Consider the following 23,540-nt stretch of genomic DNA (forward strand, 5'->3'; position numbering starts at 1 on the left):
ACGATGTCCCGGCTTCGGCTCGCGAGAAGCCGAATCGCGACTGACGACCTGGTTCTCTCGCAGGGGCCGGTATGAGAGGGTAGGCGCTGTGATGCGGATCATGGGGCGCCGTCGCGCGCTGGTCGGGGTTCTTGCCGGTTCTCTCCTGCTCGCCGGCTGCAACGCCGGACCCGGGCAGGTCGGTGCCGCGGTGATCGTCGGCGGCAAGACCGTTTCGGTGGATCGCGTGCAGGAACTGATCGACAAGGCCGTCCGCGAACATCCGTACGGGCAGCAGCTCGCCAGTGAGCACAAGCTCGATCTCGTCGGCCGCGAGATCGTGCGCCAGGAGATCCTCCACGACCTCACCGAGCGCGCCGCTCAGCGGGAAGGCATCCGGGTCGACGAGGCCCTCGTCGTGAACGCGTTGCAGAACGATCCGCTGGCGAAGCCGATGGAAGCGAATCCGCAGAACGATCCCGCGATCAGCGTGCAGCAGCTCGTGGCGCGCGTGCGGGACCACCGCGATTCCCTGGTCGACGCGGCGCTGCAGACCCAGCTCGCGATGAAGTACCTGGACAAGCTCACCGTCACCTTCGATTTCAGCTCGGTCTCCTCGACCGACGCCACCGGCTCCGACGCGGACAAGCTGCGCGAGCAGGCGATCGAGAAGGCCCGGAAGTTCGCCGCCTCGCCGAACGCGGCCGCCGAACTGATCGCGCAGGACCAGCAGGCGTCCGACACGCAGGCCGGGACCGGCCAGAAGCTGCCGGCGATGCAGTCGCCCGCGACCGCGGCCACCGTCCTCTTCGGTCTCGAACCCAACACCGTCGCCGCGTTCCAGCCGACACCGCAGCAGCCGCTGTGGGTCGTCGTCGTGGTGCGTGAACGGGCTGCCGACAAGCCCGTCGCGTCGGATCAGGCCGCGCAGCCCAACGCTCTGCAGCTCGCGGCGGTCGGTGTCCGGCTCCTCCAGCCGTACCTCGACCAGGTCGACCTCAAGGTCAATCCGCGCTACGGCGTGTGGGATGTTGTCGGTATGGACCTCGCGCCCAACGAAGCTTCGAAGAAGGGCATCGTGCTGCCTGTGCACGGTGCCGCCCCGCGAAACCCGTGACCGCTGCCGTCGTCGTGATCGCCCGCGGGGCGACACTGCCCGCCGAGGCGCTTGCGATCTTGCGAAGCAGTCACGCCGTGTACGCGGCCACCGACGTCGATCCTGACGTTTTCGGGGTTCCCTCACTCGGCGACGCGCAGGTGCGCGACGCCGTGCTCATCGCCGGTTCGCGACGGGAACCGAAGGCCGCGGCGCTGATCAGGTCGGGCGCGCGGGTGATCGAAGCGCCCGTTCCTCCGCTGGTCGAGGCCGCCGAGGTGATGGACCGCCTGCGCTCGCCGGGCGGATGCCCGTGGGACGCCGTCCAGACACACGAGTCGCTGCGCCAGTACCTGGTCGAGGAGACCTACGAGCTGCTCGACGCGATCGAGGAGGGCGACAGGGCCGCCTTGCGCGAGGAGCTCGGCGACGTCCTGCTCCAGGTGCTGTTCCACGCGCGCGTCGCCGCCGAGGACGACGGCGACCCGTTCGGGATCGACGAGGTCGCGGCCGAACTGGTCGCGAAACTCGTCGGGCGTCATCCGCATGTGTTCGCCGACGCCCCGCGGGTCGAGACCGTCGGCGACCAGAACCTCAAGTGGGAAGAACTGAAGCAGGCCGAGAAGAGCCGGAAGTCCATTGTGGATGGCGTCGCGCTCGGCCAGCCCGCGGTGGCGCTGGCAGGCAAGCTCGGCCAGCGCAGCGGCCGCGCCGGGATCCCGCTCGACCTCTTCCCCGACGGTTCCGAAGCGGCGGCCCAGCTCTTCCGGGTGGCCGCGACCGCTCGCCGGGCCGGCATCGATCCCGAAGGCGAGCTCCGCGCCGTGGCGAAGCGGTTCGCGCGGGACATCCGCGCCGCCGAGCAGGCCGCCCGCGACGCCGGTCTCGAACCGACGACGCTGGAGGCCGACGGCTGGCGCAAGTTCTGGCCGAGCTAGACGGTCAGCACGAGCTTGCCCTGAACGCGTCCGGACTCGCTCAGTTCGTGCGCCTTCGCCGCCTGTTCGAGCGGGAAGACCTCGGCGATCGAGACCCGCAGTGAACCGGCGTCGGCCAAAACGGCGATTTCCTCCAGATCCGTTCCGGACGGATTGACGTAGAACTCTTCGAAACGGAATCCGCGTTCCTGGGCTTTCCGCCGGACCTCCGCCCGGTCGGGACCGTGCCCGACGATGTCGATCAGCGAACCTCCCGGTTTGAGCGTTTCCAGGGAGCGAGGGCCGTAGTCGCCGGAGATCGGGTCCAGTACGACGTCGATGACCTGCGATTTCGAAAAATCGCCAGTCGTGTGGTCGATCAGTTCGTCCGCGCCGAGGTCCCGCAGGAACGTGTGCTTCGCCGCTCTGGCCGTCCCGATGACGTACGCGCCCCGGGCCTTCGCGATCTGGACGGCGAGATGACCGACCCCGCCCGCCGCGGCGTGGACGAGCACCCGGTGCCCTGGCCCGACCGGGAAGACCTTGGTGAACGGCTGCCACGCGGTCAGCGCCGCGATCGGGAGCGCGGCCGCCTCGACGTGATCGAGACTTTTCGGTTTCAGCGCGAGAGCGTCTTCGCTGACCGTGACGTACTCGGCGTACGAGCCGTTCGGCGGGAACGTGACGCCGTAGACCTCGTCGCCGGGACGGAACCGCGTCCCGGCCGAGTCGACCACACCCGAGAAGTCGAGTCCCACGGTCAGCGGCAGGTCTCCGACGACCAGCCCGTTCCGGATCTTCCAATCGGCCGGATTCACCCCGGCGGCGTGGACGCGCACCAGGACCTGGCCCTCGCCCGGAACTGGCTTTTCCGATTCGGTGAGCTGAAGAACGTCGGGCCCGCCGAACGTGTTCTGCTGGATCTTCCGCATGGGAAAAGCATGTCGGTGCCTGGTACCCGTTGTGAAGTAGGCACTCTCCTGATATCTAGGTACCTCATGGGTACCAACGACGAGCGGCGGTTGTTCGAGGAATGGGTGGCCGTGCACGGCCGTGACTGCCCGTCCAGGACGGTCATCGAAGTGCTCGCGAACAAGTGGGCGCTCTACGTCCTCGGCGCGATCCGGCGCTATGAGCGGCCGATGCGGTTCAGCGAACTTCGCCGCCTGCTCGACGGCATCACGCAGAAGATGCTGACCCAGACCCTCCGCGCCCTGGAACGGGACGGACTGATCCGCCGGGACGTCTATCCCACCGTCCCGCCCCGGGTCGAGTACGGGCTGACCCCGCTCGGCGTCGACGTCGGCAGGCTGACGAACGCCGTCGCCGAATGGGCCGTCGAAAACGTCGACCAGATCTTCGCCGCCCGTTCCGCTTTCGACGGGAAAGCGGCCGAGACCGCGCAGCCGCTGTGATGTGGAACACAATCGAGTGAGAACCGATCCCGTGATCTCGACGTCTTGCCGGGTGTGAAGGGAACGGAACCGGACGAAGAGCAGCTCGTCCGCCGCACGGCCAAGGGTGACCGCGCGGCTTTCGAGGAGCTCTACCGCCGCACGTCGCCGTGGCTGGCTGTACGCCTGCGCCGTCGCTGCGCCGACGAGCAGATCGTCGCCGAGGTGATGCAGGAGACCTACCTCGCGGTCTGGCGCGCGGCGGGCGCGTTCGCCGGTTCGGCCGTCGGCGGGAGCGCCGTCGGCTGGTTGTGGACGATCGCCGCGCGGCGGCTGGTGGACGCCTTCCGCCGCCGGGCACGGCACGCTCAGCCGCTGCCGGTCGCGGAAACGACCGTCTCGCCCGCCGCCGAGGACGAGGCGCTGGCCGGCGCGGTCGGCGACCACGTCGGTGACGCGCTGCGCCGGCTCGCTCCCGAACTACGGCAGGTTTTGCAGGCCATGGTGCTCGACGGGCTGACCGTCCGGGAGACCTCGGTCCTGCTCGGCCTGCCGGAAGGAACCGTCAAGACCCGCGCGAGGCGGGCTCGGATCGCGATGCGGGAGGCGCTGTCGTGAACAAGGAACACGTGACCGGACAGCTTCTCGCCGCCTATGTCCGCGGCGACGACGGTTTGGCGGGCGACGAGGTCTGGGCGGTCGAAGCCCACCTCGAATCGTGCGCGGAATGCCGGGGGAGGCTGTCCGAGGTCAGCTCGCCGATGGTGTCGGCGCTGGTGGACGACGTCTGGGCGGGGCTGGGCCCGAAACTGGCCGAAACGGGGCCGGGGCGGTCGCGAAGCCGGTGGGCCGGGCGGCTGCACACCTGGGTGACACCGGTGATGCTGCCGTGGCTGGTGATGATCATCCTGATCCCGGCGATCGGCTTCCTGCTGGACGGGGCCGGCTTCGTCTGGAGCGGGGGCTACTCGTTCGTCCAGCTCTTCTCACCGGTCCTGCCGGTGCTCGGGGTCGCGGTGTCCTGGTCCAAGGGCCTCGATCCCGCCTACGAACTCGTCACTTCCGCACCGAGGGGCGGGTTCTACCTGGTGCTGCGCCGGACGACGGCGGTCCTCGCCGTCGTCCTGCCGATACAGGCCCTCGCGGGCTGGATCGCGGGCGGCGGATTCGGGCTGAGCCTCCTGCCGAGCCTGGCCTTCACCACCGGGACGCTCGCGCTCGGCGGGCTGATCGGGGTGACCCGGGCGGCGTACGTCCTGTCAGGGGTCTGGGTGGTGGTGGTCCTGGCGCCCACGGTGGCTTCGCAAGGGCGCGCCACCGCGCTCGATCCCAGGCTACTTCCGGTCTGGGGCGTGATCTTCGCGCTGACCGCGGTCGTGGTGGTGCTCCGGCGGAGTTCCTTCGGCCTGCTCAGCGGAACCGAACGATAGAACGAAGGGGAGAACATGATGCGAGCTGTCGGGGCCGCGGAGGTCGCGCCGACGACCTACGCGTGGCAGATCAAAGCGGAGGGACTGAAAGTCCGGGTCGGCAAACGCAAGTTCGCCGTGAACGGGCTGGATCTGGAACTCGGCACGGGGGTGCACGGTCTGCTCGGCCCGAACGGGGCAGGGAAGACCACGCTGATCCGGGCACTGGCGACGGTGCTCCGGCCGGCGGAGGGAGGGCTGGCGCTGCTCGGTGAGTCCGTCGGGGGGTTCACCGATCAGCGCCGCCTGCGCCGCCGGATCGGCTATCTGCCGCAGAATTTCGGCTACTACAAGCGGTTCACCGTCCGCGAGTTCGTCGAATACATCGCGTGGCTCAAGGAAATGTCCAAAGAGGATATTCCAGGGGCGGTGCAGCGTTCGATCGAACGGGTCGGCCTCGCCGATCGCGCCGACGACAAGATGAAGACGCTCTCCGGCGGCATGGTGCGGCGGGTCGGGATCGCGCAGGCGATCGTGAACGATCCGGACGTCCTCCTGCTGGACGAGCCGACCGCCGGACTCGATCCGGCGCAGCGTGTGCGTTTCCGGGATCTCATGCAGGAACTGGGGCGTGACGCCTGCGTAGTCGTCTCGACGCACCTCGTCGAGGACGTCGCGACGGCGTGCACCGACGTCGTCCTGTTCGAAAACGGGAAGCTCGTCTTCCAGGGGACTCCCGACGAACTGGCCGCGGCCGGGAGCGCGGAGCACGTCGGCGACAGCCCGATCGAGCGCGGGTACTCGGCCCTTCTGGGGCACGAGCCGGGGAAGGGGAACTGGTGAACACGCGGACTTTGCGGATCGAACTTCGCCGCACCATCGCCCCGTGGGCCGCTCTCGCGATCCTCGTCGTCGCGTTCGGTTTCCTGTATTCGTTCAGCGGTCCGTGGACACGGCCGCCGCTCGCCTGGGACGAGCACTGGGGGCTCGCCGCGCAGTGGAGCCGGTTCCTGCTGGTGTTCCTCTGGCCGATCGCTATCGGCGCCGGCGCCATCCAGGGCATGCGGGACAGCCGGTCCGGCACGGTCGAACTCATGGCCACCATGCCGCGTCCCGGATGGCAGCGGGCCGCGAAACTCGCCGGCGCGCTGGGTGGCCTGCTGGTGCTGGGCTATCTGCTGGTCTTCGCCGCCGGCGCCGTTCAGGCCGTTTTCAACGACGGGTTCTTCAGCTTCGGCTGGCTGCCGATCGTCGTGGTCGGCGTGCTGGCGATGCTCGCGGGTGCCTGGCTCGGACTCGGCCTCGGCCGGTTGCTGCCGCATCCGCTGACGGCGCCCGCGGTGGCCGTCGCCGCTCTCGTGACGATGCTCGTGTTCCAGATCGGCGGGTCGGAAGGCAGCGTGATCTTCGGAGCCGTCCCGCTCCGGGTCGCTTTACTCGCTCCCGCGATGGACGTCGTCAACGATCCGTTCACGACCACATCGGGCCGAATGGATCTCGGTCAAGGGATCTGGCTCGCCGGGCTGGCGGCGACCGGATTCCTCCTGCTGGCGGTTCGCTCCACGCGGGCGAAGGTTCTCGCGGTCGTCCCCGCGCTGGTGGCGGTCGCGATCGCATTGCCCGTGCTGCCCGGCAGCACGGCCGAGGCCAAGGCCGTCGATCCGCGCGCGACGGCGATGATCTGTGACGGCCCGGTCTGTGTACCCGGCGCGATGGAATACGAACTTCCCCGGTTCGCCGGGCCCGGCAAGACAGCGTTGCGGCTGCTGGGAACGCTGCCGGACGCGCCGGTCAAGGTCGCGGTGCAGGACCGGCGGCTGGGCTACGACGAGGTGCCGCCGCGTGCCGCCGACACCGTCTACGTGGACCTGATGGATTGGTCCGTCCGTTCGCTCCTGCAACCGGACGACCTGACGCGGGCGCTGGTCGCCGGCGCCGGGACGCCGACCTGCTACTCCCTCCACGGTGTCGACCAGTTCTTCATGGACGAACTCGCCGCGCGAGCGATCACCTCGAGCTGGTTCCTCGGTGAGTGGAAGTTGCCCGAGCGTTCCTGGATGGGCGACGAGACGAAGAACGAGGTCGTCCGAAAACAGGAGATCTTCCGTGCCCTTCCGGCCGAAGTGCAGCGAGAGCGGATCATCGCGGTGCGGCAGGCGGGCCTGACCTGCCGGGGTAACCAGCTCGACATCCTGCTCGGCGGTGCGCGATGAGATGGGCGGTGCTGTACGCCCGCTCGCGTGCCTTGCCCGCGTCGTTCGCGGCGCTGGCGGTGAGCATGACGGTGATCTGGTTCCTGGCACGGGACCGCTGGTCGATGATCCCGGTTTCCCTGGCGCTTCTGGTGGCGATCGCGGTGACCGCCATCGGCCTCAGCGGGCAGGACGTCGATCTCGACCGGACCGCCGCGATCCGCTGGGTGCCTCGTCGCGGCCTGCATCTCCTGCTGATCGGCGGCCTCGCCGTCGGTGCCGTGCTGCTGCCGCGGCTGTGGGAGGCGGACCGGGTCCCGGTGGAGATCATCGTGCGGAACGCGGGCGGCCTGCTCGGCCTCGTCGGGATTGCCGCGGTGCTGTTCGGCGGGGCCTTCGGGTGGACGTTGCCGCTGCTCGTGTTCGTCGTCTCGTTCGTGGCCTGGGCCACCACGTCGGGCACGGACACCACACACCTGGTGATCACCTGGCTGTTCCAACCCGCCGACGTGGCCGCGGCCACGTGGACCGCCGCGGTGCTCGGTGTGGCGGGCCTCGGGACTTACGCGGTCTTCGGTAACCGCCGCTGAACCCACGCCGGATGTCATGAAAGGGGCGTTCCTGACGAATTTCGTCAGGAACGCCCCTTTCATGACATCCAGGAGTCAGACGTTCCGGTTGTGCGGGACGAGATCGAGCGGGTCGTGGTCCGGGTCGTCGACGCCGAGGCTGATGATCCGCGTGGGATGGATCCGGATCACCGCGCCGTCGAGATGGCCGTCGGGGGTGAGGGCGCCGGTCAGCGCCTCGGCCCGGCCCCGGATCTCCAGGCAGCGGACCCTCGGCGGGTCTTGCGAGGGCATGTCGTCCACCACGAACGCGGCCTGCCCGTTGGCGGCCACGTTCCGGAACTTCTTGCTCTTCGCCAGTTCGTAGCCCCTGATGTCGATCGTCCGGGTCTCGGTGTTGTAGGCGTAGCCGACCGGGCTGACCTGCAGCGTCCCGTCCGGCTGCGCCGTCGCGAGCCGCCCGAGTCCTTGGGTCGCGAGGTAGTCGAGTTCCGCTTCACTGAACATGGAAGCCAGTGTGCGATCTCCACTTAACTGGAGGTCAAGAGAACAGGCCCTCGCCCCAGAAGCCGCCTTCGCGCACACCCGGCGGCACCGCGAAATGGGCGGATCCGGTGTGCTGCAGGTACTCCATCATCGCGTCCTTCGACGACAGCGCCTGCTGCATCGGCACGAACTGCTTGCGCGTGTCCCGGTTGAAGGCGAGGAAGAACAGCCCCGCTTCCAGGTGCCCGACACCGTCGGAACCGTCGACGAAGTTGTAGCCGCGACGCAGGATCCGCGCCCCGTTCAGATTCTCGTGCGACGCGAGCCGGACGTGCGAGTCCTCCGGGATCAGCTTTTCACCGCCCGCGCCCCCGACCTCGAAATCGGGGGTGTCGAACTCGGCGGACTGACCCAGCGGCGCGCCCGCGCCCTTCGACCGGCCGACGATCCCTTCCTGGCCCTTCAACGATTCCCGGTCCCAGGTCTCGATGTGCATCCGGATCCGCCTGGCCACCAGGTAAGACCCGCCCGCCATCCACGGCTGGCCGTCTTCGGCCGTCGCCCACACCTGGTCGCGCAGGACGTCGGTCTCCTCGGCCTTGACGTTGCGCGTCCCGTCCTTGAACCCGAACAGGTTCCGCGGCGTGGACTGCGCCCGCGACGTCGACGAGCTGCGGCCGAACCCGAGCTGTGACCAGCGCACCGCGGTGACGCCGAAGCCCAGCCGCACCAGGTTCCGGATCGCGTGCACGGCGACCTGTGGATCGTCCGCGCACGCCTGGATGCAGATGTCGCCGCCACCCCGCGCGGGATCGAGTTTGTCCTGCGGGAACAGGGGGAGATCGATCAGCACGGCGGGCCGTTTCGGGGCGAGCCCGAACCGGTCGTCGAACAGCGAAGGGCCGAAACCGATGGTCAGCGTGAGCGACGACGCCGCCAGGTCGAGTGCCTCGCCGGTGTCGCTCGGCGGGGCGGCGGGGGCGCCACCGACGGCGCCGCCCGTCCCGACCTCCTGGCCCGCGGTCATCCGCCGGGCGGCGTCCGTCCACGTGCGAAGCAGCTTGACCAGCTTCTCGCGGTCCTTCGTCGTCACGTCCAGCGAGACGAAATGCAGGTTCTCCTGCACCGGCGTGACGATCCCGGCCTGATGCTCGCCGTGGAACTCGACGACGCTCTGCGCGGCCTGCGCCGGGCTGTCCCCGCCGAGGAGCCGGTTCGCGCCGATGCCAGCCGCGGCGCCGGTTCCGACGAGAGCGGCACCCGCTCCCGCCATGCCGAACAGTTTCCGGCGGGAGACCGGGGTTCGCTCCGGCCCGGTCATTGCGCCGCGACCTCGGCGACCTTGCTCAAGGGTTCGCTCAGCGCGTCCACCGCCGACGCGAATTCCTTGATCTGGTCCTGGCTCAGCGCGGTGTAGGGCTTGAAGCCATCGCCTTCGCGCTGCTTGTTCAGCAGTGCCTGCACATTGCCGAACTCTTTGTCCAAAGTGGACACCAGGGCCGCGTCCTTGGTCTGCAAGAGCGGGCGCAGCGAGGCGATCGCGGCCTTCGAACCGTCGAGGTTGCCCTGGAAGTCCGACAGGTCGGTGTGGGAGAACGCTTCTTCCTCGCCGGTGATCTTGCCGGTGGCGATCTCGTCGAGCAGTTCCTTGGCACCGTTGGCCAGATCGAGCGCGTTCAGTTCGATCGACGCGGATTTGGTGACCAGTTCCTTGACGTCGGCGAGCAGCTGGTCGGCGATCTGACCGGCGTCGGACTGGAGTCCGGTCACCCAAAGGTCCTTCTCCAGCCGGTGGAACCCGGTGAACTTCTGGCCCGGTTCGAGATCGGCCTCGCGCGCGTCGATCTTCGGGTCGAGATCGCCGAACTTTTCGGCCACCGGCTCGACGCGCTCGAAGTAGACGCGAGTGCGAGCGTACGCGGCCTTCGCCTCGTCGACCTTGCCCGCTTTCACCAGCGCGACGAACTTGGTGGTCTCCTCGTCGAGCGCCTTGGTGTTGTTGGCGACGTACTCCGCGTAGCTCTTGACCGCCTGCGCCTTCTGCGAGTTCGGGTCGTTCTGCTTGGCGCCGCCGCCGGTGACGGTGAAGTCGCCCCGGATGCCGGTGCCGGTCATCCCCGGTTTGCACGCGGTCTGGTACTTGCCCGCCTCGGCGACCTCGACGATGAGCCGCCGGTTCAGTCCCGGCGCGATGTTCTCGACCTCGCCCATGATCCGGTCGCCCTCGGCGTAGAGGTAGAACTCGGTGACCTTGCTGCCCTTGTTGGTGATCTCGAAGGTCACGTTGCCCGCGTTCGCGGTGTTCACCGAGACGGCGCAGGCGCTGTCGGACGCTTCGACCTTGATCGGGCCACCGGCCGCGGCGGGTTTTTCCTCGCCACCACCGCAGGCGGTGAGCACCAGGGCGCCGACGCCGGCGAGCGCGGCGAGCGGGAATCGACGAGACACTGGGGTCACTCCTTGATCGCGGCCGCGGCGGGGGTCGCCGCGACCTTCTTCTTGGGCCTGAGGAACAGGGGCAGCACGATCGCCACGTACGCGACCCACGCGACGGCCTGCAAGACCGTCGTCTGCTGCGAATAGTTGAAGATCCCCTTGAGCAGCGCGCCGTACCAGCTGGTCTCCGGCAGGACGGCGGACGCGTCGAACGCGAGCGTGTTCAGACCGGGCAGGAAGGCGGCCTCTTGCAGGTCGTGCAGGCCGTAGCCGAGCACGCCCGCCGCCACGAACACCAGCAGCACACCGGTGATCGTGAAGAACTTGCCGAGGTCGAACCGGACGGCGCCGCGGTAGATCAGGTACGCCAGCACGATCGCGACGAGGATGCCCGCGCTGAAGCCGATCAGCGGTTCGGTCGTCCCGCCCTCCCCCTGCGCGGTCTGCACGGTCGAGTAGAAGAACACCGCCGTCTCCAGGCCTTCGCGGCCGACGGCGAAGAACGACAGGACGAGGACCGCGACAGGGCCGACGTCGAGCGCTTCGTCGAGCTTCCCGCGCAGTTCCGCGGCGATCGTCCTCGACGCCTTGCGCATCCAGAAGATCATCGCCGTCACGAACCCGACCGCGACGATCGACAGACTGCCGCCGAGCAGCTCCTGCTGCTCGAAGGACAGCTGGGCGGTGGAGTAGGTGAGGATCGCGCCGACCCCGACCGACAGCAGGACCGCGACGCCCACCCCGAGCCACACCCAGCGCAGCGCGTGCCGTCGTTCGGTCTTGACCAGGAACGCGACGAGGATGCTGACGACGAGAGCGGCTTCCAGGCCTTCCCGCAGGCCGATGAGCGCACTCGCGAACCACACGTCGTTCTCCCTGGTCGTGCCGACTGAACCTCCTGGTTTTAGGTAAGGCTTCCCTGAAAGTCCAGGAGGAGTGACGCGGCCCGGAAGCGGACGAAACGTTTGAAGAGGTCTTGATCGGACGGAGTGCTCGTAAGCATTCCCAGGTCAGGGCGGCCTGGATGGTTCACATAACGAATCGGTCGCCGAGGACCGGTCACCGATTCGCTTTACCGTCAGTTGGCTTCGTAAGCCGAATGGGTCATCGCCCGGAAGTGTGGCGAAGTAACCTGACCGGGTGGCCGAAACCGCCCAGAGCACCGAAGCCCCGGAGCACCCTGCCCGCCCTCTGCCGCCGTACGTCCCCAGGCTCGCTTTCGCGGGCGGGCTCGTGCTCACGGGTGTGGTGCTGATCATGACCGTCGGGGTGAACCGGCCGGGCGGGGAACCGCCGCCCCCGCCGCCTCAACCCCAGCCCGCGCTCGCCGTTCCGGACCAGAGGCCGCAGCCCGGGGTCGCGACGCCGCGAGCCGGGCTCGCCGCGCCCCCGGACCGGCCGACCGTTTCCGACGCGGCCGAACTGGAGACCTGGGCGAACCGGGTGGCCGCCAAGACCAGGCTCTCCGCCACCGATCTGTCCGCTTACGGCCGGGCCGAGATGTGGCTTCGGCGGCAAAAGCCGGGCTGTCATCTTTCGTGGGCGACCCTCGCCGGCATTTCCCATGTCGAAGCGGCGCAGGGCAGGCCCGGGCCGATCACGCTCGATCCCGGCGTCTGGGCGAAACACTCCGCCCGCGCCAGAAGCGACGGCAAGCAGCCGGATCCGAAGGACCTCGACGACGCCGCCTTCACCACCGCCCGCTACCTGTGCGCCGCCGGGGACGACGTCGCCACCCCGGAGGGCTGGTGGAAGTCGATGCGGACGTTCGACCCGGCCGTTCCCTACGCCCAGGAAGTCTTCAGCGCGGCCGACGCCTACGCGGACGCCAGCGTCGCGCCCTGATCCTCGAGCACCAGATCGAAATTGAGCACCGTCGCCATCCGGTAGGCGTCACCCGCCGCGACGACCAGTTGCGCCATCGGATCGACGACGTTCCCCGCCGCCCAGACGCCGTCCACGTTCGTCCGGCCCTGCGCGTCCACCGCGATCGAGCCGGTTTCGGTGCGCGCGCAGCCGATCTGGGCGAGCAGCTCGTCGTGCGGGACGAACTTCGGGCCGACGAACACGACGTCGCGTTCGACGACTTCGCCGTCGACCAGCCGGACGCCGGTCAGCCGGTCGTTTTCGACGGCGAGTTCGGAAACCTTCCCGTCGACGATCCGGATGCCCAGCCCGGTCAGCTTCGCCCTGTCGTCGGCGGAGATCTGCTGCGTGTGCGTGAAGAACGTCAGGTCCTTGCTCCACTGCCAGACGATCAGCGCCTGGTGGACCGCCTTGTCGGAGGTCGCGAGCACGCCGAACCGCTGATCGCGCACTTCCCAGCCGTGGCAGTACGGGCAGTGCAGCACGTCGGTGCCGAAGCGCTCCGCGACGCCGGGGACGTCCGGCAGCTCGTCGGCCAGTCCGGTGGTCACGACGATCCGGCGCCCGCTGATGACCCGGCCGCTCGCCAGCTCCACCGCCTTGTCGTGCCGCAGCCGGTGCACGACGTCGTCGACGATCTCCACGCCGTAAGCGCGGACTTCGTCACGACCTATAGTCAGTAACTCTTTGGGTGGAATTCCGTCCCTGGTCAGGAAACCGTGCGCGTGCGCGGCCGGGGCGTTGCGCGGGCTTCCACCGTCGATCACGACGACCTTGCGCCGCGCCCTGCCCAGTACCAGCGCCGCGCTGAGGCCCGCGACACCACCGCCGATGATCACCACGTCGTATTCGTCGTTCATGCTCCCGAGCATCCGGAGTTCTTCGAAATCTGGCAAAGTTCATTGCCGATTTGGCAAACTGGGGGCATGGAGGACATCGAACGGCGGCTCGCCGAGGTCGGCCCGAAGCTCAAACGGCTTCGCAAGGAACGCGGCACCACCCTCTCCGCGCTCTCGGAAACGACGGGGATCTCCGCCAGCACGCTCTCGCGGCTCGAATCGGGTACCCGGAAGGCCACCCTGGAATTGCTGCTCACCTTGTCGGCGGCGCATCAGGTCCCGCTCGACGAACTGGTCGGCGAACCCGAGCCGTCCGATCCGCGGGTCCGGATGAAAGCCCAGAAGTTCGGCAGGTTCACCGCGTGGGCGCTGACCGCGCAGCCGGGGCAGCCGCAGGCGTTCAAACTGCTGATCCCGGTGGAGGACATCGAGCCGGTGCAACGGACGCACGAGGGCTACGAGTGGATGTACGTCCTCAGCGGACGGTTGCGGGCACTGCTCGGCGACCGTGACTTCACGATGGGACCCGGCGAGGCCGCCGAGTTCGACACGCGGGTGCCGCACTGGTTCGGGAGCGCGGGGCCGGGGCCGGTGGAGCTGCTGGTGCTGTTCGGCAAGCAGGGCGAGCGCGCCCACCTCAAGGCCAGGTCCAAATGAGAGCAAAGGTCCCTTGCTCCCGCGGCCGTGGTGGCGGTGGGCAGGTCAGTCGCGCAACGCGATCCTCGCGCTGACCTCGCTGATCGCTTCCAGATACTCCGGGATCGGATGCATCGCCGACGCGATCCGCATCTGCGCGAGCGCCTCGGTCAACCGCCCGAGGCGCTGGAGGGTCCGCCCGAGCACGAACCGCGCGTAATGATCGGTGGGATCCATTTCCAGCACCCGGGTGAAGGCGCGCTCGGCCCGCCGCAACTGAGCGGAGTGGAAGTACGCGCGGCCCGCCAGCAGCTGAACGCTCGGCTTGTCGGTTTCTTCCTCCAGCAAGGGCTCGAGGGCTTTGAGGGCGTCGAGCGGCCTGCGGCTTTCGACCAGCGCCTCCGCCTGTCGGAAGGCACGGAACCGAGACTCGCCGGACGAGTCCTGACCGGGTTCTGGGGCGGGTTCGGCATCCATCATGGTCCGCTCCACGATACGCCGGGGCAGGGCCGATCTCGACTGCTGAAACGGTCATGGTGGACTGTCCTGCCATGAGCAGTGCCGAAGCGGATAGGCCCGAGAACGAGCCCGGTTACCTCGGGCTCGCGCCGTACCTCTACTACTCCGACGCGACCGAGGCGGTCGCGTGGCTGGTCAGAGTGTTCGGGTTCACCGAGGAGGTGCGCTTCGCCGACGCCTCCGGAGAGGTGTTCCAGGCCACCCTGTGCGCCGGCCCGGCCAAGATCCAGCTGGCCGGGGTCGGCCCCGAGTACTGGCAGGCCAAGGGTGTCGACGGCCCGGTCGGGCAGCTGAACATCGTCTACGTCGCCGACGCCGACGCGCAGTACGAGCGCGTCCGCGCCGCGCTGGGCGACGACGCCGACCTCGACGCGCCCCAGGACCAGCCCTACGGCGCCCGTGTGTTCACCGTCTCCGACATCGGCGGCAACAGCTGGACTTTCTGGCAGCAGTTCTCCGACACGGTGGAGCTCCCGTCGGGCTGGCGGGAAGTCCGCGCAGGTGAACCGGTCACCGACTAGGTCCGTTCGAAGCTCGATGTGGCGCGTGCCTCCAACGGGTGAACGACGCCGACGGCTAGGCTGGGCCCCGTCACCGCAGGCACGACCCACATGAGGAGCATGGCGTGGCGCTCATCGAGCAGGTAGGCGCTCGCGAGATTCTGGACTCGCGAGGCAACCCGACGGTCGAAGTGGAGGTGGCTCTCGACGACGGCACGCTGGCGCGGGCCGCGGTCCCCTCGGGTGCGTCCACCGGCGAACACGAAGCCGTCGAGCTGCGTGACGGCGACACCGGCCGGTACAACGGCAAGGGTGTCGAGCGCGCGGTCGCGGCCGTCCTGGACGAGATCGGCCCGGATCTGGTCGGCACCGACGCCGTCGACCAGCGCATCGTCGACCAGAAGCTGGTCGACCTCGACGGCACCCCGGCGAAGTCCCGCCTCGGCGCGAACGCCATCCTCGGCGTTTCGCTCGCCGTCGCGAAGGCCGCCGCGGAGTCGGCCGAACTGGAGCTGTTCCGCTACCTCGGCGGGCCGAACGCGCACGTGCTGCCGGTGCCGATGCTGAACATCCTCAACGGTGGCGCGCACGCCGACACCGATGTGGACATCCAGGAATTCATGATCGCGCCGATCGGCGCCGAGTCGTTCCGCGAGGCCCTGCGCTGGGGCACCGAGGTCTACCACTCGCTGAAGTCGGTCCTGAAGGGCCGCGGCCTGTCCACCGGCCTCGGCGACGAAGGCGGCTTCGCGCCCAGCCTGAAGAACAACCGCGAAGCGCTCGACCTGATCCTTCAGGCGATCGAGAAGGCCGGGTACGCCCCGGGCCGTGACGTCGCGCTCGCGCTCGACGTCGCCGCGACCGAGTTCTTCTCCGACGGCGCGTACACCTTCGAAGGCGCGAAGAAGAGCGCCGAGCAGATGTCGGCCTACTACGCCGAACTGCTGCGCGACTACCCGCTCGTGTCCATCGAGGACCCGCTGAGCGAGGACGACTGGGACGGCTGGGTCCAGCTGACCGCCGAGATCGGCGAGAAGGTCCAGATCGTCGGCGACGACCTGTTCGTCACCAACCCGGACCGCCTCGAAGAGGGCATCACCCGCCGCGCCGCCAACGCGCTGCTGGTGAAGGTCAACCAGATCGGCACGCTGTCGGAGACCCTCGACGCGATCTCGCTGGCCACCTCGTACGGCTACAAGTCGATGATGAGCCACCGGTCCGGTGAGACCGAGGACACCTTCATCGCGGACCTGGCCGTCGCGACCGGTGTCGGCCAGATCAAGACCGGCGCCCCGGCGCGCGGCGAGCGGATCGCCAAGTACAACCAGCTGCTCCGCATCGAGGAGACCCTCGCCGACGCGGCTCGCTACGCCGGCGACCTCGCGTTCCCGCGGTTCAGCCCGGAGGGGTAATCAGCGATGGCAGACCGGGGGAGGGCGCGGACCCGTCGTAGCGGGCGTGCGGACGGCGGTGGCTCCGGCAGGGGCCGCCGGCCGGAGAGCGCCCGTCGTACGACGACGAACGAGGTCCGCGCCCGAACCCGGCTGCGCCGCAGCCTGGCGGCGAAGAGGGCATCGGGTGCCGCGAAGGTGCTCGGCATGTCCACCACCCGCCGGGCCGCGGTGGTGGCGATCGTGGTGTGCGCGCTCGCGTTCACCATCGCCGTCCCGCTGCGCACGTACCTCAGCCAGAAGTCCGAGGTGAACGAGCAGCAGCAGTTACAGTCCGAACTGCAGCGGAGCGTCGCCCAGCTGGAAGGCCGCAAGGCCGAGCTGAGCGACCCCGCGCAGATCGAGGCCGAGGCTCGTAAGCGCTTCGGTTTCGTGAAGCCCGGCGAGACGCCGTACATCGTGCAGCTCCCCGAGGACAAGGTGCCCGAGCAGGGCGAGCCGCAAGGCCAGCAGCCGGTGCCCGCGGGCTCCTGGTACGAGAAGCTGTGGGATCAGGTCGCGGGCGGCTGAACCTCCCCCTTTAGCCTTAGGGGTGTGAACAGCACGGAAAAGTCTTCATACGAGCCTGTGACCGACGCCGACCGCGAGATCATCGCGGAACAGCTCGGCCGGGCACCCCGTGCGCTGCGCGCCGTCGCCGCGCGCTGCCCGAGCGGCCACCCGTCGGTCGTGCAGACCAGCCCCCGCCTCGACGACGGCACCCCGTTCCCGACGCTCTACTACTTGACCTGCCCGAAGCTGACGTCGATGGTCGGCACGCTCGAGGCGTCCGGGCTGATGAAGGAGATGACCGACCGGCTCGCGGAGGACCCCGAGCTGGCGGCCGCCTACCAGCGGACCCACGAGAGCTACCTCGCCGAACGCGACGCCATCGACTCGCTCGGCCACGAGGTCAGCGCGGGCGGGATGCCCGGCCGCGTCAAATGCCTGCACGTCCACCTGGCGCACACGCTCGCCGTCGGCCCCGGCGTGAACCCGTTCGGCGACGAGACCCTCGCGCTGCTCAAAGCCAGTGGATGGCCGTCGGGCGACTGCCAGGGGTAACACCGGCGCCCGGTGCACAGATAGTTCCTCCAGGTGGGTTAATTCACCTCTTGTCGACCAACTCGTCCTCCCCTATGGGGTGAAACCGGTCACCGTATGCGGCAGGCTGTGCACGGTCGAGGGTTGTCGGGGTGGGAAGTACCGGATCGCCGGATCGCGATCCGCCGGGAGGGTTCTGAGGTATGCGCGTGAGGCACGTGCCAGGCGCGGTGACAGGTCATGTCAGGAGACTCTGTCTCCGGCACCGCACGATCGCCGCGGTGACCGGAGGTGTCCTCGCCATCGTCCCGGCCGGTGCCGCGGTCGTCGGTGCTGGCAGCTGGGCCGCGACGGCGGGCACGATCCACACCGACAACGTCGCCCTCGTCGGCGGCTATGACCCGAAGAACCCGCTCGTCCAGCAGATCGGCGTCGACGGCAGTCTGCCGGACGCGCCGACCCCGCTCCCGCTCCCCGCGGACGAACTCCCCAACGGTCCGCTCGGCATCCCGGTCACCGCGCTCGCCGCGTACCGCAACGCCGCCGACATCCTCATCGCCGAACAGCCCGGTTGTCACATCGACTGGGCGCTGATCGCCAGCATCGGCCGGATCGAGTCGAACCACGCGCGCGGCGGTTACGTCGACGCGAAGGGCAACACCCTCGAACCGATCCTCGGCCCGCAGCTCAACGGCGCCGGACCGTTCGCGGCCATCCCGGACACCGACGGCGGCAAATACGACGGCGACACGGTCTGGGATCGCGCCGTCGGCCCGACGCAGTTCATCCCGTCGACCTGGGCCCGCTACGCCTCCGACGGCAACGGCGACGGCGAGTCGAACCCCAACAACATCTTCGACGCGGCACTCGGCACCGGCCGGTACCTGTGCTCGGGCGGACTCGATCTGTCCAAACCGGACCAGTTGCGCGCGGCCGTGTTCCGCTACAACAACTCCGACACCTACGTGAACACCGTGCTCATCTGGGCCGAGGCCTACCGCACGGGAGTGCTGCCGACGCCGGACAGCAAGGTGCCCGTCGGCGCCCCGAACGCCGCGGCCGCTCCGCCGCCCACTTCGGTGCCGCCGCCTCCGCTGCCGTCGACGCCGCCCGGTTCGGTGACGACTTCGCCGTCGAGCACTTTGCCGGGGACGAGTACGAGTTCGTCTTCCTCGTCGAAGCCGCCGACGAGGAGCTCGAAACCGCCTTGCCAGCCTGTCACCGAGACGGCGACGGTGCCGACTTCGACCACGAGCCCGACGACCACGACACCCCCGCCGCCGACGACCTGTACCTCGCCGACGACGACCACCACGACGACGACGGTGCCCTCGACGAGCAGCAAAGGCGTCGACCCCACCTGATCGGCATTGACTATCCATCCATGCCCCCGCCACCACCCTCGGCGGAGAAGCTCCGCTCCGCTGTAATCTCCGGGCATGCCTCGTGTTGCCGCGATCGACTGTGGGACCAACTCCATCCGCCTGCTCGTCGCCGAGCTGACCCCCCGTCACGACGGGACGGTCGACCTGCGCGACCTGCACCGCGAGATGCGGATCGTCCGCCTCGGGCAGGGCGTGGACGCCACCGGCAGGCTGGCCCCCGAGGCACTCGAGCGCACCCGCAAGGCGCTGGCCGACTACACGATCGCCGCGCGCCGCAAGGGTGTCGAGAAGGTCCGTATGGTCGCGACGTCGGCGACGCGCGACGCGAGCAACCGCGACGAGTTCTTCGCGATGACCCGTGAGGTGCTCGGTACCGAGGCCGAAGTCATCAGTGGCGACGAAGAGGCGCGGCTGTCCTTCACCGGCGCCGTCGGCGAGCAGGATCCCGACGACGGCCCCTTCGTGGTGGTCGACGTCGGCGGCGGCTCGACCGAACTCGTCGTCGGGACCTGGGACGGCCGCCGGGCCGAGGTGATCGCGGCCAAGTCGGTCGACATCGGCTGCGTGCGGATCACCGAACGCGCGCTGAAGTCCGACCCGCCGACAGCGGGCGAGATCGCCGAAGCCCGCGAGCTGGCCGCCAAGGTGCTCACCGAGGCCTTCGACGTCGTGGACGTGTCCACCGCCAAGACGTGGATCGGTGTCGCCGGGACGGTCACGACCCTGACGGCCGTGTCACAGGGACTGTCGGAGTACGACTCCGAGCGCACCCACCTTTCGAAGCTCTCCCACGCCGAGATCGACCGGGTCGCGCAGTCGCTCCTCACCGCCGACCACGCGACCCGCGCCGCGAACCCGGTGATCCACCCCGGCCGGGTCGACGTGATCGGCGGCGGCTCGGTGATCGTGCAGGTGCTGGCCGAACAGTTCGCCACGCGCGGTGGTCCCGACGAGCTGGTGATCTCCGAGCACGACATCCTCGACGGGATCGCGCTGTCACTGGCTTGACAGCCGGGTTTCTCTTGCGTGAAGCCATTTCTTTCGGTGATCAAGTGGTGACCTCAAGTCCGGATTAGACCATTCGGCGCAGCCTTGTTCCTACCAAGGTTGTGCTCTGACCGGGTGGTCCCGGATACCGTCACCCATTTGCAACACCAACGCACTGTGATCGCCTTCACCTGTCCCATAGCGTCGTCTCACCTTCTGGGCGGTGGGGCGCGACCAGCGCCCGCCGGACTATCCGACGACGAGAGTTGGAGGGGACATGCGGGCTTCACGCGGGTTCTGGGGAGCGACGGCGGTGGTGGCCACGGCGGCCCTGCTGCTGACGGCCTGTGGGGGTGGTGGATCCAAGGACGAAAAGGGATCCGGCGCCGCTGACGCCAACGCGGCGGTCTCGGTCTACGGCACCGAGCCGGAGAACTCGCTGATTCCCGCCAACACCAACGAACTCGGTGGGTCCAAGGCGCTCAAGCCGGTCTTCTCGGCGCTGGTCGGCTACAAATCCGACACCGCCGAGCCGTACAACCTGATGGCCGAATCGATCACCACGACCGATTCCAAGGTCTTCGACATCAAGATCAAAAAGGGCTGGAAGTTCCACGACGGGACCGAGGTCAAGGCGAAGAACTTCGTCGACGCGTGGAACTACAGCGCGAACGGCAAGAACGGCATGCAGAACGCGTCGTTCTTCGAGCAGATCCAGGGCTACGACGAGATCAGCGCCAAAGAGCCGGCCGTCAAGGAGATGTCCGGGCTCAAGGTCGTGAACGACTACGAGTTCCAGGCCACCCTCAAGGGCCCGTTCTCGGTGTTCGCCACCAAGATCGGCTACCTCGCCTTCGCGCCGCTGCCGGACAAGTTCTTCGCCGACCCGGAGGCGTTCGCCAAGGCCCCGATCGGGAACGGGCCGCTGAAGTTCGTTTCGCGCGCGCCCAACCAGAACATGAAGCTCACGCGCTTCGACGAGTACCAGGGCGAGGACAAGGTCAAGTTCAAGGACCTGGAAGTCCGCATCTACACCAGCCAGGAGACCGCGTACCAGGATCTGCTGAGCAACCGTCTCGACTTCATGGAGGCGCTCCCGCCGTCGGCGAAGGCCGGCGGTAAGTACAAGGCCGACCTCGGTCAGCGCCTGGTCGAAGGAAACCTGCTCGGCATCAGCGCGCTCGCGCTCCCGTACTACGTCCCGGGCTACGACAACCTGGACCTGCGCAAGGCGATCTCGCTGGCCATCGACCGCGAGCAGATCGTCAAGACCGTCATGAACGACACCTACGCGCCGGCCGACGGCTACGTTTCGCGCGGTATCGAGGGATACCGGCCGGGCGTCTGCGGCGAGTTCTGCAAGTTCGATCCGGCCAAGGCCAAGGAGTTCTTCGCGAAGTCCGGCTTCACCGGCAAGCTGACCATCGCTTCGAACGCCGACGGTGGCCGCAAGGAGCCGCTGGTCGCGGCGTGCAACAGCATCAAGAACGCGCTCGGCGTCGAATGCGACTTCGTGCCGGCGACCGACTTCGGCCAGTGGCGCAGCATCGTCAACAACCGCCAGCTGACCGGCATGGGCCGCTCCGACTGGTCGGCCGACTACCCGTCGATCGAGAACTACCTGAACCCGCGCTACAAGAGCACCGGTTCGTCGAACGACTCCACGTACAACAACCCGGCCGTCGACGCGCTGCTGACCCAGGCGGACCAGACCGCCGACAAGGCGGCCGCGATCAAGCTGTACCAGCAGGCCGAGGACCTGATCGCGAAGGACCTGCCGCAGATCCCCGTGTGGGAGGAGAAGGGCGTCGGTGGCAAGTCGAACCGGCTGAAGGTCGCGAAGCTCGACTTCGGCCGTCTCGCTGACTACTCGTCCATCGAGGTCGCGGCGAAGTAAACGCGTGGTCGCGCCGGCCGGGAGCACATCGCTCCCGGCCGGCCGGACCCCGGCTCCCACCACGCGATCCCCAGGACGGCACGCCCATGCCCCAGTACATCCTCCGACGCCTACTCCAACTCATCCCGGTCTTCTTCGGCACCACGTTCCTCATCTACGCCCTCGTGTGGGCGGTGCCCGGTGACCCGTTCGCCGGCAAATGCGGTCAGGTCGCCTGTCCGCCCGCCTACATCGAGATGATGACCGACAAGTTCAACCTCGACGATTCGATCTTCGTCCAGTACTTCAAGTACCTCGGCAACCTGTTCACCGGCGACTGGGGCGAGACCTTCAACGGTGTCTCGGTCGGCGAGCTGATCGGGAACGCCTATCCGGTGACCGTCCGGCTCGCCCTCATCGCGGTGGCCATCGAAGCGATCATCGGCCTGTCCGCGGGCATCCTGACCGGCCTGCGCGGCAAGGGTTTCCTCGACAACCTCGTGCTGATGTCCACCACGTTCCTGATCTCGATCCCGGTGTTCGTCACCGCGATCGTGCTCCAGATCGTCCTCGGTTCGGAACTGGGACTCATCGACGCGAGCGTCTCCGAGGACGCCACGATCGGCGAACTGATCGTGCCCGGCATCGCGCTCGGCAGTCTGTCCATGGCCTACATCGCCCGGTTGACCAGAACGAGCATCGCCGAGAACCGGCACGCCGACTACGTCCGCACGGCCGTCGCGAAAGGACAGCCGCGCAGCCGGGTCGTCGGGGTGCACCTGCTCCGGAACTCGGTGATCCCGGTGCTGACCTTCATCGGCACCGACATCGGCGCGCTCATGGGCGGGGCCATCGTCACCGAAGGCGTGTTCAACATCAACGGCATCGGCGGGCTCATCTTCCGCGGTATCCAGAACCGGGAGGGCGCCACCGTCACCGGCGTCGTCGTCCTGCTGGTGATGGTCTACCTGCTGGTGAGTCTCATCGTCGACCTGCTCTATGCCGTTCTCGACCCGAGGATCCGTTATGACTGACCCCAACGTGGCAGGCGGCGTGTCCTCCGTGGACGTCGCGAGCGCCGGAGTCGCCGACGATTCCGCGGTGGCGCACAAACCGCGCAGTCTCGGCGGCGACGCCTGGCGGATGCTGCGCAAGCGGCCGTCGTTCATCATCTCCGCCGTCATCATCGCGCTCGTCGTGCTCATCGCGATCGCGCCCGACCTGTTCAGTTCCCGGCCCGCCGGGTTCAGCGATCTGCTCCACGCCAACGAAGGACCGTCCGCGGACGCCTGGTTCGGTTACGACAACCAGGGTTACGACGTCTACGCGCGGACCATCCACGGCGCGCGGGCGTCGTTGCTGGTCGGTGTCTTCGCGACGGTGCTGACGATCCTGATCGGCTCGGTGGTCGGGATCGTCGCCGGGTACTACGGCCGTCTCGTCGACAGCCTGTTCTCGCGGGTGGGCGACATCTTCGCGGCGCTGCCGTTCGTGCTCGGCGCGATCGTCATCCTGACCACGTTCAACGCCCCCGGCTCGAACCCCGGCGCGGTCACGATCATCGTGCAGGTGGTCGTCTCGATCGCGGCGCTGAGCTGGCCGGTGGCGATGCGCATCATGCGGTCGGCGACGCTGGTGGCCAAGCAACTCGACTACGTCAAGGCCGCGCGCGGACTCGGCGCGAGCACGCCGCGCATCGTGTTCCGGCACCTGTTGCCCAACACGGTCGCGCCGGTGCTGGTCTACGGCACCATCGCGCTCGGCGCGTTCATCGGCGCGGAGGCGACACTGGCGTACCTCGGTGTCGGCGTGCGTCCGCCGGTCGTCTCGTGGGGAGTGATGATCAGCGACGCGCGGGACTACTTCCGGGTGAACCCGCACATGCTGTTGTTCCCGGCCGGTTTCGTCACCATCACCGTGCTCGCGTTCGTCATGCTCGGTGACGGGATCCGCGACGCGCTCGACCCGAAGGCCCGGTGA

Annotated in this window: 26 protein-coding genes; 19 read left to right on the forward strand and 7 right to left on the reverse strand. The window is 68.5% G+C overall.

Annotation, left to right across the window (positions count from 1 at the left end; genetic code table 11):
• Positions 1-91 precede the first annotated feature (91 nt).
• Entirely contained in the window at positions 92-1,096 is a 1,005-nt protein-coding gene (locus CFP71_RS32885; RefSeq protein ID WP_093937832.1) for a hypothetical protein, read from the forward strand.
• On the forward strand, positions 1,093-2,013 hold the full coding sequence (locus CFP71_RS32890; RefSeq protein ID WP_093937833.1) for a nucleoside triphosphate pyrophosphohydrolase: 921 nt from the start codon (positions 1,093-1,095) through the stop codon (positions 2,011-2,013). Before CFP71_RS32885 ends, CFP71_RS32890 begins: the two co-directional genes overlap by 4 nt.
• On the opposite strand, the gene CFP71_RS32895 is transcribed toward CFP71_RS32890, so the two are convergent.
• A complete protein-coding gene (locus CFP71_RS32895) occupies positions 2,010-2,924 on the reverse strand; it encodes an NADP-dependent oxidoreductase (protein WP_093937834.1) in 915 nt (304 codons plus the stop codon). The genes CFP71_RS32890 and CFP71_RS32895 overlap by 4 nt on opposite strands.
• Positions 2,925-2,990: 66 nt before the next feature.
• Here CFP71_RS32895 and CFP71_RS32900 point away from each other — a divergent pair, with 66 nt between their 5' ends.
• The 6 genes from CFP71_RS32900 to CFP71_RS32925 are packed head-to-tail and all read left to right on the forward strand — an operon-like array spanning position 2,991 to position 7,577.
• Positions 2,991-3,407 carry a winged helix-turn-helix transcriptional regulator gene (locus CFP71_RS32900; RefSeq protein ID WP_093937835.1) on the forward strand — a complete coding sequence of 139 codons (417 nt, stop codon included), beginning with the start codon at positions 2,991-2,993 and terminating at the stop codon, positions 3,405-3,407.
• Between the two features lie 54 nt (positions 3,408-3,461).
• Entirely contained in the window at positions 3,462-4,004 is a 543-nt protein-coding gene (locus CFP71_RS32905) for an RNA polymerase sigma factor (protein WP_093937836.1), read from the forward strand.
• The gene (locus CFP71_RS32910; RefSeq protein ID WP_093937837.1) at positions 4,001-4,816 is read left to right on the forward strand and encodes a zf-HC2 domain-containing protein; all 816 of its coding nucleotides are present in this window, start codon (positions 4,001-4,003) and stop codon (positions 4,814-4,816) included. Before CFP71_RS32905 ends, CFP71_RS32910 begins: the two co-directional genes overlap by 4 nt.
• Before the next feature lie 18 nt (positions 4,817-4,834).
• The gene (locus tag CFP71_RS32915; protein WP_020631527.1) at positions 4,835-5,638 is read left to right on the forward strand and encodes an ABC transporter ATP-binding protein; all 804 of its coding nucleotides are present in this window, start codon (positions 4,835-4,837) and stop codon (positions 5,636-5,638) included.
• Positions 5,635-7,008, forward strand: coding sequence for a hypothetical protein (locus CFP71_RS32920; protein WP_093937838.1), 1,374 nt, complete (start codon positions 5,635-5,637; stop codon positions 7,006-7,008). The genes CFP71_RS32915 and CFP71_RS32920 overlap by 4 nt, the downstream gene beginning before the upstream one ends.
• 8 nt (positions 7,009-7,016) lie before the next feature.
• Positions 7,017-7,577, forward strand: coding sequence for a hypothetical protein (locus CFP71_RS32925; RefSeq protein ID WP_093937839.1), 561 nt, complete (start codon positions 7,017-7,019; stop codon positions 7,575-7,577).
• 75 nt (positions 7,578-7,652) lie between these two features.
• Here the strand turns inward: CFP71_RS32925 and CFP71_RS32930 are convergent, their stop codons facing one another.
• Genes CFP71_RS32930 through efeU form a run of 4 tightly spaced genes read right to left on the reverse strand, consistent with a single transcriptional unit; the run spans position 7,653 to position 11,344 of the window.
• Positions 7,653-8,063 carry a PPOX class F420-dependent oxidoreductase gene (locus CFP71_RS32930; protein ID WP_093937840.1) on the reverse strand — a complete coding sequence of 137 codons (411 nt, stop codon included), beginning with the start codon at positions 8,061-8,063 and terminating at the stop codon, positions 7,653-7,655.
• A gap of 34 nt (positions 8,064-8,097) precedes the next feature.
• Complete coding sequence (efeB, locus tag CFP71_RS32935; protein WP_093937841.1) at positions 8,098-9,363, reverse strand: iron uptake transporter deferrochelatase/peroxidase subunit; 1,266 nt, start codon at positions 9,361-9,363, stop codon at positions 8,098-8,100.
• Entirely contained in the window at positions 9,360-10,490 is a 1,131-nt protein-coding gene (gene efeO, locus CFP71_RS32940; RefSeq protein ID WP_093937842.1) for an iron uptake system protein EfeO, read from the reverse strand. Before efeO ends, efeB begins: the two co-directional genes overlap by 4 nt.
• A gap of 5 nt (positions 10,491-10,495) precedes the next feature.
• Entirely contained in the window at positions 10,496-11,344 is an 849-nt protein-coding gene (gene efeU, locus CFP71_RS32945) for an iron uptake transporter permease EfeU (protein ID WP_093937843.1), read from the reverse strand.
• Between the two features lie 274 nt (positions 11,345-11,618).
• On the opposite strand from efeU, the gene CFP71_RS32950 reads away from it, so the two are divergent.
• Positions 11,619-12,323 (forward strand): lysozyme family protein, encoded by a 705-nt coding sequence (locus CFP71_RS32950; RefSeq protein ID WP_093937844.1) that lies wholly within the window; start codon positions 11,619-11,621, stop codon positions 12,321-12,323.
• Here CFP71_RS32950 and CFP71_RS32955 read toward each other — a convergent pair.
• Entirely contained in the window at positions 12,296-13,216 is a 921-nt protein-coding gene (locus tag CFP71_RS32955) for an NAD(P)/FAD-dependent oxidoreductase (protein WP_093937845.1), read from the reverse strand. The two genes, CFP71_RS32950 and CFP71_RS32955, sit on opposite strands and share 28 nt — an antisense overlap.
• A gap of 54 nt (positions 13,217-13,270) precedes the next feature.
• Between CFP71_RS32955 and CFP71_RS32960 the strand changes: the two genes are divergently transcribed.
• Positions 13,271-13,840, forward strand: a complete 570-nt coding sequence (locus CFP71_RS32960; protein ID WP_093937846.1) for a helix-turn-helix domain-containing protein — start codon at positions 13,271-13,273, stop codon at positions 13,838-13,840.
• A gap of 45 nt (positions 13,841-13,885) precedes the next feature.
• Here CFP71_RS32960 and CFP71_RS32965 read toward each other — a convergent pair whose 3' ends face one another.
• Positions 13,886-14,299, reverse strand: coding sequence for a tetratricopeptide repeat protein (locus tag CFP71_RS32965; protein ID WP_093937907.1), 414 nt, complete (start codon positions 14,297-14,299; stop codon positions 13,886-13,888).
• 71 nt (positions 14,300-14,370) lie between these two features.
• Here CFP71_RS32965 and CFP71_RS32970 point away from each other — a divergent pair, with 71 nt between their 5' ends.
• The 9 genes from CFP71_RS32970 (at position 14,371) to CFP71_RS33010 (ending at position 23,540) form a co-directional block, all read left to right on the forward strand.
• Positions 14,371-14,859 carry a VOC family protein gene (locus CFP71_RS32970; protein WP_093937847.1) on the forward strand — a complete coding sequence of 163 codons (489 nt, stop codon included), beginning with the start codon at positions 14,371-14,373 and terminating at the stop codon, positions 14,857-14,859.
• A gap of 104 nt (positions 14,860-14,963) precedes the next feature.
• Entirely contained in the window at positions 14,964-16,250 is a 1,287-nt protein-coding gene (eno, locus tag CFP71_RS32975; protein ID WP_093937848.1) for a phosphopyruvate hydratase, read from the forward strand.
• Between the two features lie 186 nt (positions 16,251-16,436).
• Positions 16,437-16,799, forward strand: coding sequence for an FtsB family cell division protein (locus tag CFP71_RS32980; RefSeq protein WP_093937849.1), 363 nt, complete (start codon positions 16,437-16,439; stop codon positions 16,797-16,799).
• A gap of 57 nt (positions 16,800-16,856) precedes the next feature.
• Positions 16,857-17,333 carry a DUF501 domain-containing protein gene (locus CFP71_RS32985; RefSeq protein WP_378274320.1) on the forward strand — a complete coding sequence of 159 codons (477 nt, stop codon included), beginning with the start codon at positions 16,857-16,859 and terminating at the stop codon, positions 17,331-17,333.
• A 182-nt stretch (positions 17,334-17,515) separates the two neighbouring features.
• Positions 17,516-18,676 carry a lytic transglycosylase domain-containing protein gene (locus CFP71_RS32990; protein WP_093937851.1) on the forward strand — a complete coding sequence of 387 codons (1,161 nt, stop codon included), beginning with the start codon at positions 17,516-17,518 and terminating at the stop codon, positions 18,674-18,676.
• Positions 18,677-18,751: 75 nt separating this feature from the next.
• A complete protein-coding gene (locus CFP71_RS32995; protein WP_093937852.1) occupies positions 18,752-19,705 on the forward strand; it encodes a Ppx/GppA phosphatase family protein in 954 nt (317 codons plus the stop codon).
• Positions 19,706-19,961: 256 nt separating this feature from the next.
• The gene (locus CFP71_RS33000; RefSeq protein ID WP_093937853.1) at positions 19,962-21,581 is read left to right on the forward strand and encodes a peptide ABC transporter substrate-binding protein; all 1,620 of its coding nucleotides are present in this window, start codon (positions 19,962-19,964) and stop codon (positions 21,579-21,581) included.
• Positions 21,582-21,667: 86 nt separating this feature from the next.
• A complete protein-coding gene (locus CFP71_RS33005) occupies positions 21,668-22,594 on the forward strand; it encodes an ABC transporter permease (RefSeq protein ID WP_093937854.1) in 927 nt (308 codons plus the stop codon).
• A complete protein-coding gene (locus tag CFP71_RS33010) occupies positions 22,587-23,540 on the forward strand; it encodes an ABC transporter permease (protein ID WP_005155786.1) in 954 nt (317 codons plus the stop codon). The genes CFP71_RS33005 and CFP71_RS33010 overlap by 8 nt, the downstream gene beginning before the upstream one ends.

The sequence above is a fragment of the Amycolatopsis thailandensis genome (assembly GCF_002234405.1).
GTDB lineage: Bacteria > Actinomycetota > Actinomycetes > Mycobacteriales > Pseudonocardiaceae > Amycolatopsis > Amycolatopsis thailandensis.

Excerpts from the sequence above, each read along its gene's own strand:
- CFP71_RS32885 (WP_093937832.1), top strand. The coding sequence starts at position 92 with ATGCGGATCATGGGGCGCCGTCGCGCGCTGGTCGGGGTTCTTGCCGGT.
- CFP71_RS32895 (WP_093937834.1), bottom strand. The coding sequence starts at position 2,924 with ATGCGGAAGATCCAGCAGAACACGTTCGGCGGGCCCGACGTTCTTCAG.
- CFP71_RS32900 (WP_093937835.1), top strand. The coding sequence starts at position 2,991 with ATGGGTACCAACGACGAGCGGCGGTTGTTCGAGGAATGGGTGGCCGTG.
- CFP71_RS32915 (WP_020631527.1), top strand. The coding sequence starts at position 4,835 with ATGCGAGCTGTCGGGGCCGCGGAGGTCGCGCCGACGACCTACGCGTGG.
- CFP71_RS32930 (WP_093937840.1), bottom strand. The coding sequence starts at position 8,063 with ATGTTCAGTGAAGCGGAACTCGACTACCTCGCGACCCAAGGACTCGGG.
- efeB (WP_093937841.1), bottom strand. The coding sequence starts at position 9,363 with ATGACCGGGCCGGAGCGAACCCCGGTCTCCCGCCGGAAACTGTTCGGC.
- CFP71_RS32955 (WP_093937845.1), bottom strand. The coding sequence starts at position 13,216 with ATGCTCGGGAGCATGAACGACGAATACGACGTGGTGATCATCGGCGGT.
- CFP71_RS32960 (WP_093937846.1), top strand. The coding sequence starts at position 13,271 with ATGGAGGACATCGAACGGCGGCTCGCCGAGGTCGGCCCGAAGCTCAAA.
- CFP71_RS32965 (WP_093937907.1), bottom strand. The coding sequence starts at position 14,299 with ATGATGGATGCCGAACCCGCCCCAGAACCCGGTCAGGACTCGTCCGGC.
- CFP71_RS32970 (WP_093937847.1), top strand. The coding sequence starts at position 14,371 with ATGAGCAGTGCCGAAGCGGATAGGCCCGAGAACGAGCCCGGTTACCTC.
- CFP71_RS32980 (WP_093937849.1), top strand. The coding sequence starts at position 16,437 with ATGTCCACCACCCGCCGGGCCGCGGTGGTGGCGATCGTGGTGTGCGCG.
- CFP71_RS32990 (WP_093937851.1), top strand. The coding sequence starts at position 17,516 with ATGCGCGTGAGGCACGTGCCAGGCGCGGTGACAGGTCATGTCAGGAGA.
- CFP71_RS32995 (WP_093937852.1), top strand. The coding sequence starts at position 18,752 with ATGCCTCGTGTTGCCGCGATCGACTGTGGGACCAACTCCATCCGCCTG.
- CFP71_RS33000 (WP_093937853.1), top strand. The coding sequence starts at position 19,962 with ATGCGGGCTTCACGCGGGTTCTGGGGAGCGACGGCGGTGGTGGCCACG.
- CFP71_RS33005 (WP_093937854.1), top strand. The coding sequence starts at position 21,668 with ATGCCCCAGTACATCCTCCGACGCCTACTCCAACTCATCCCGGTCTTC.
- CFP71_RS33010 (WP_005155786.1), top strand. The coding sequence starts at position 22,587 with ATGACTGACCCCAACGTGGCAGGCGGCGTGTCCTCCGTGGACGTCGCG.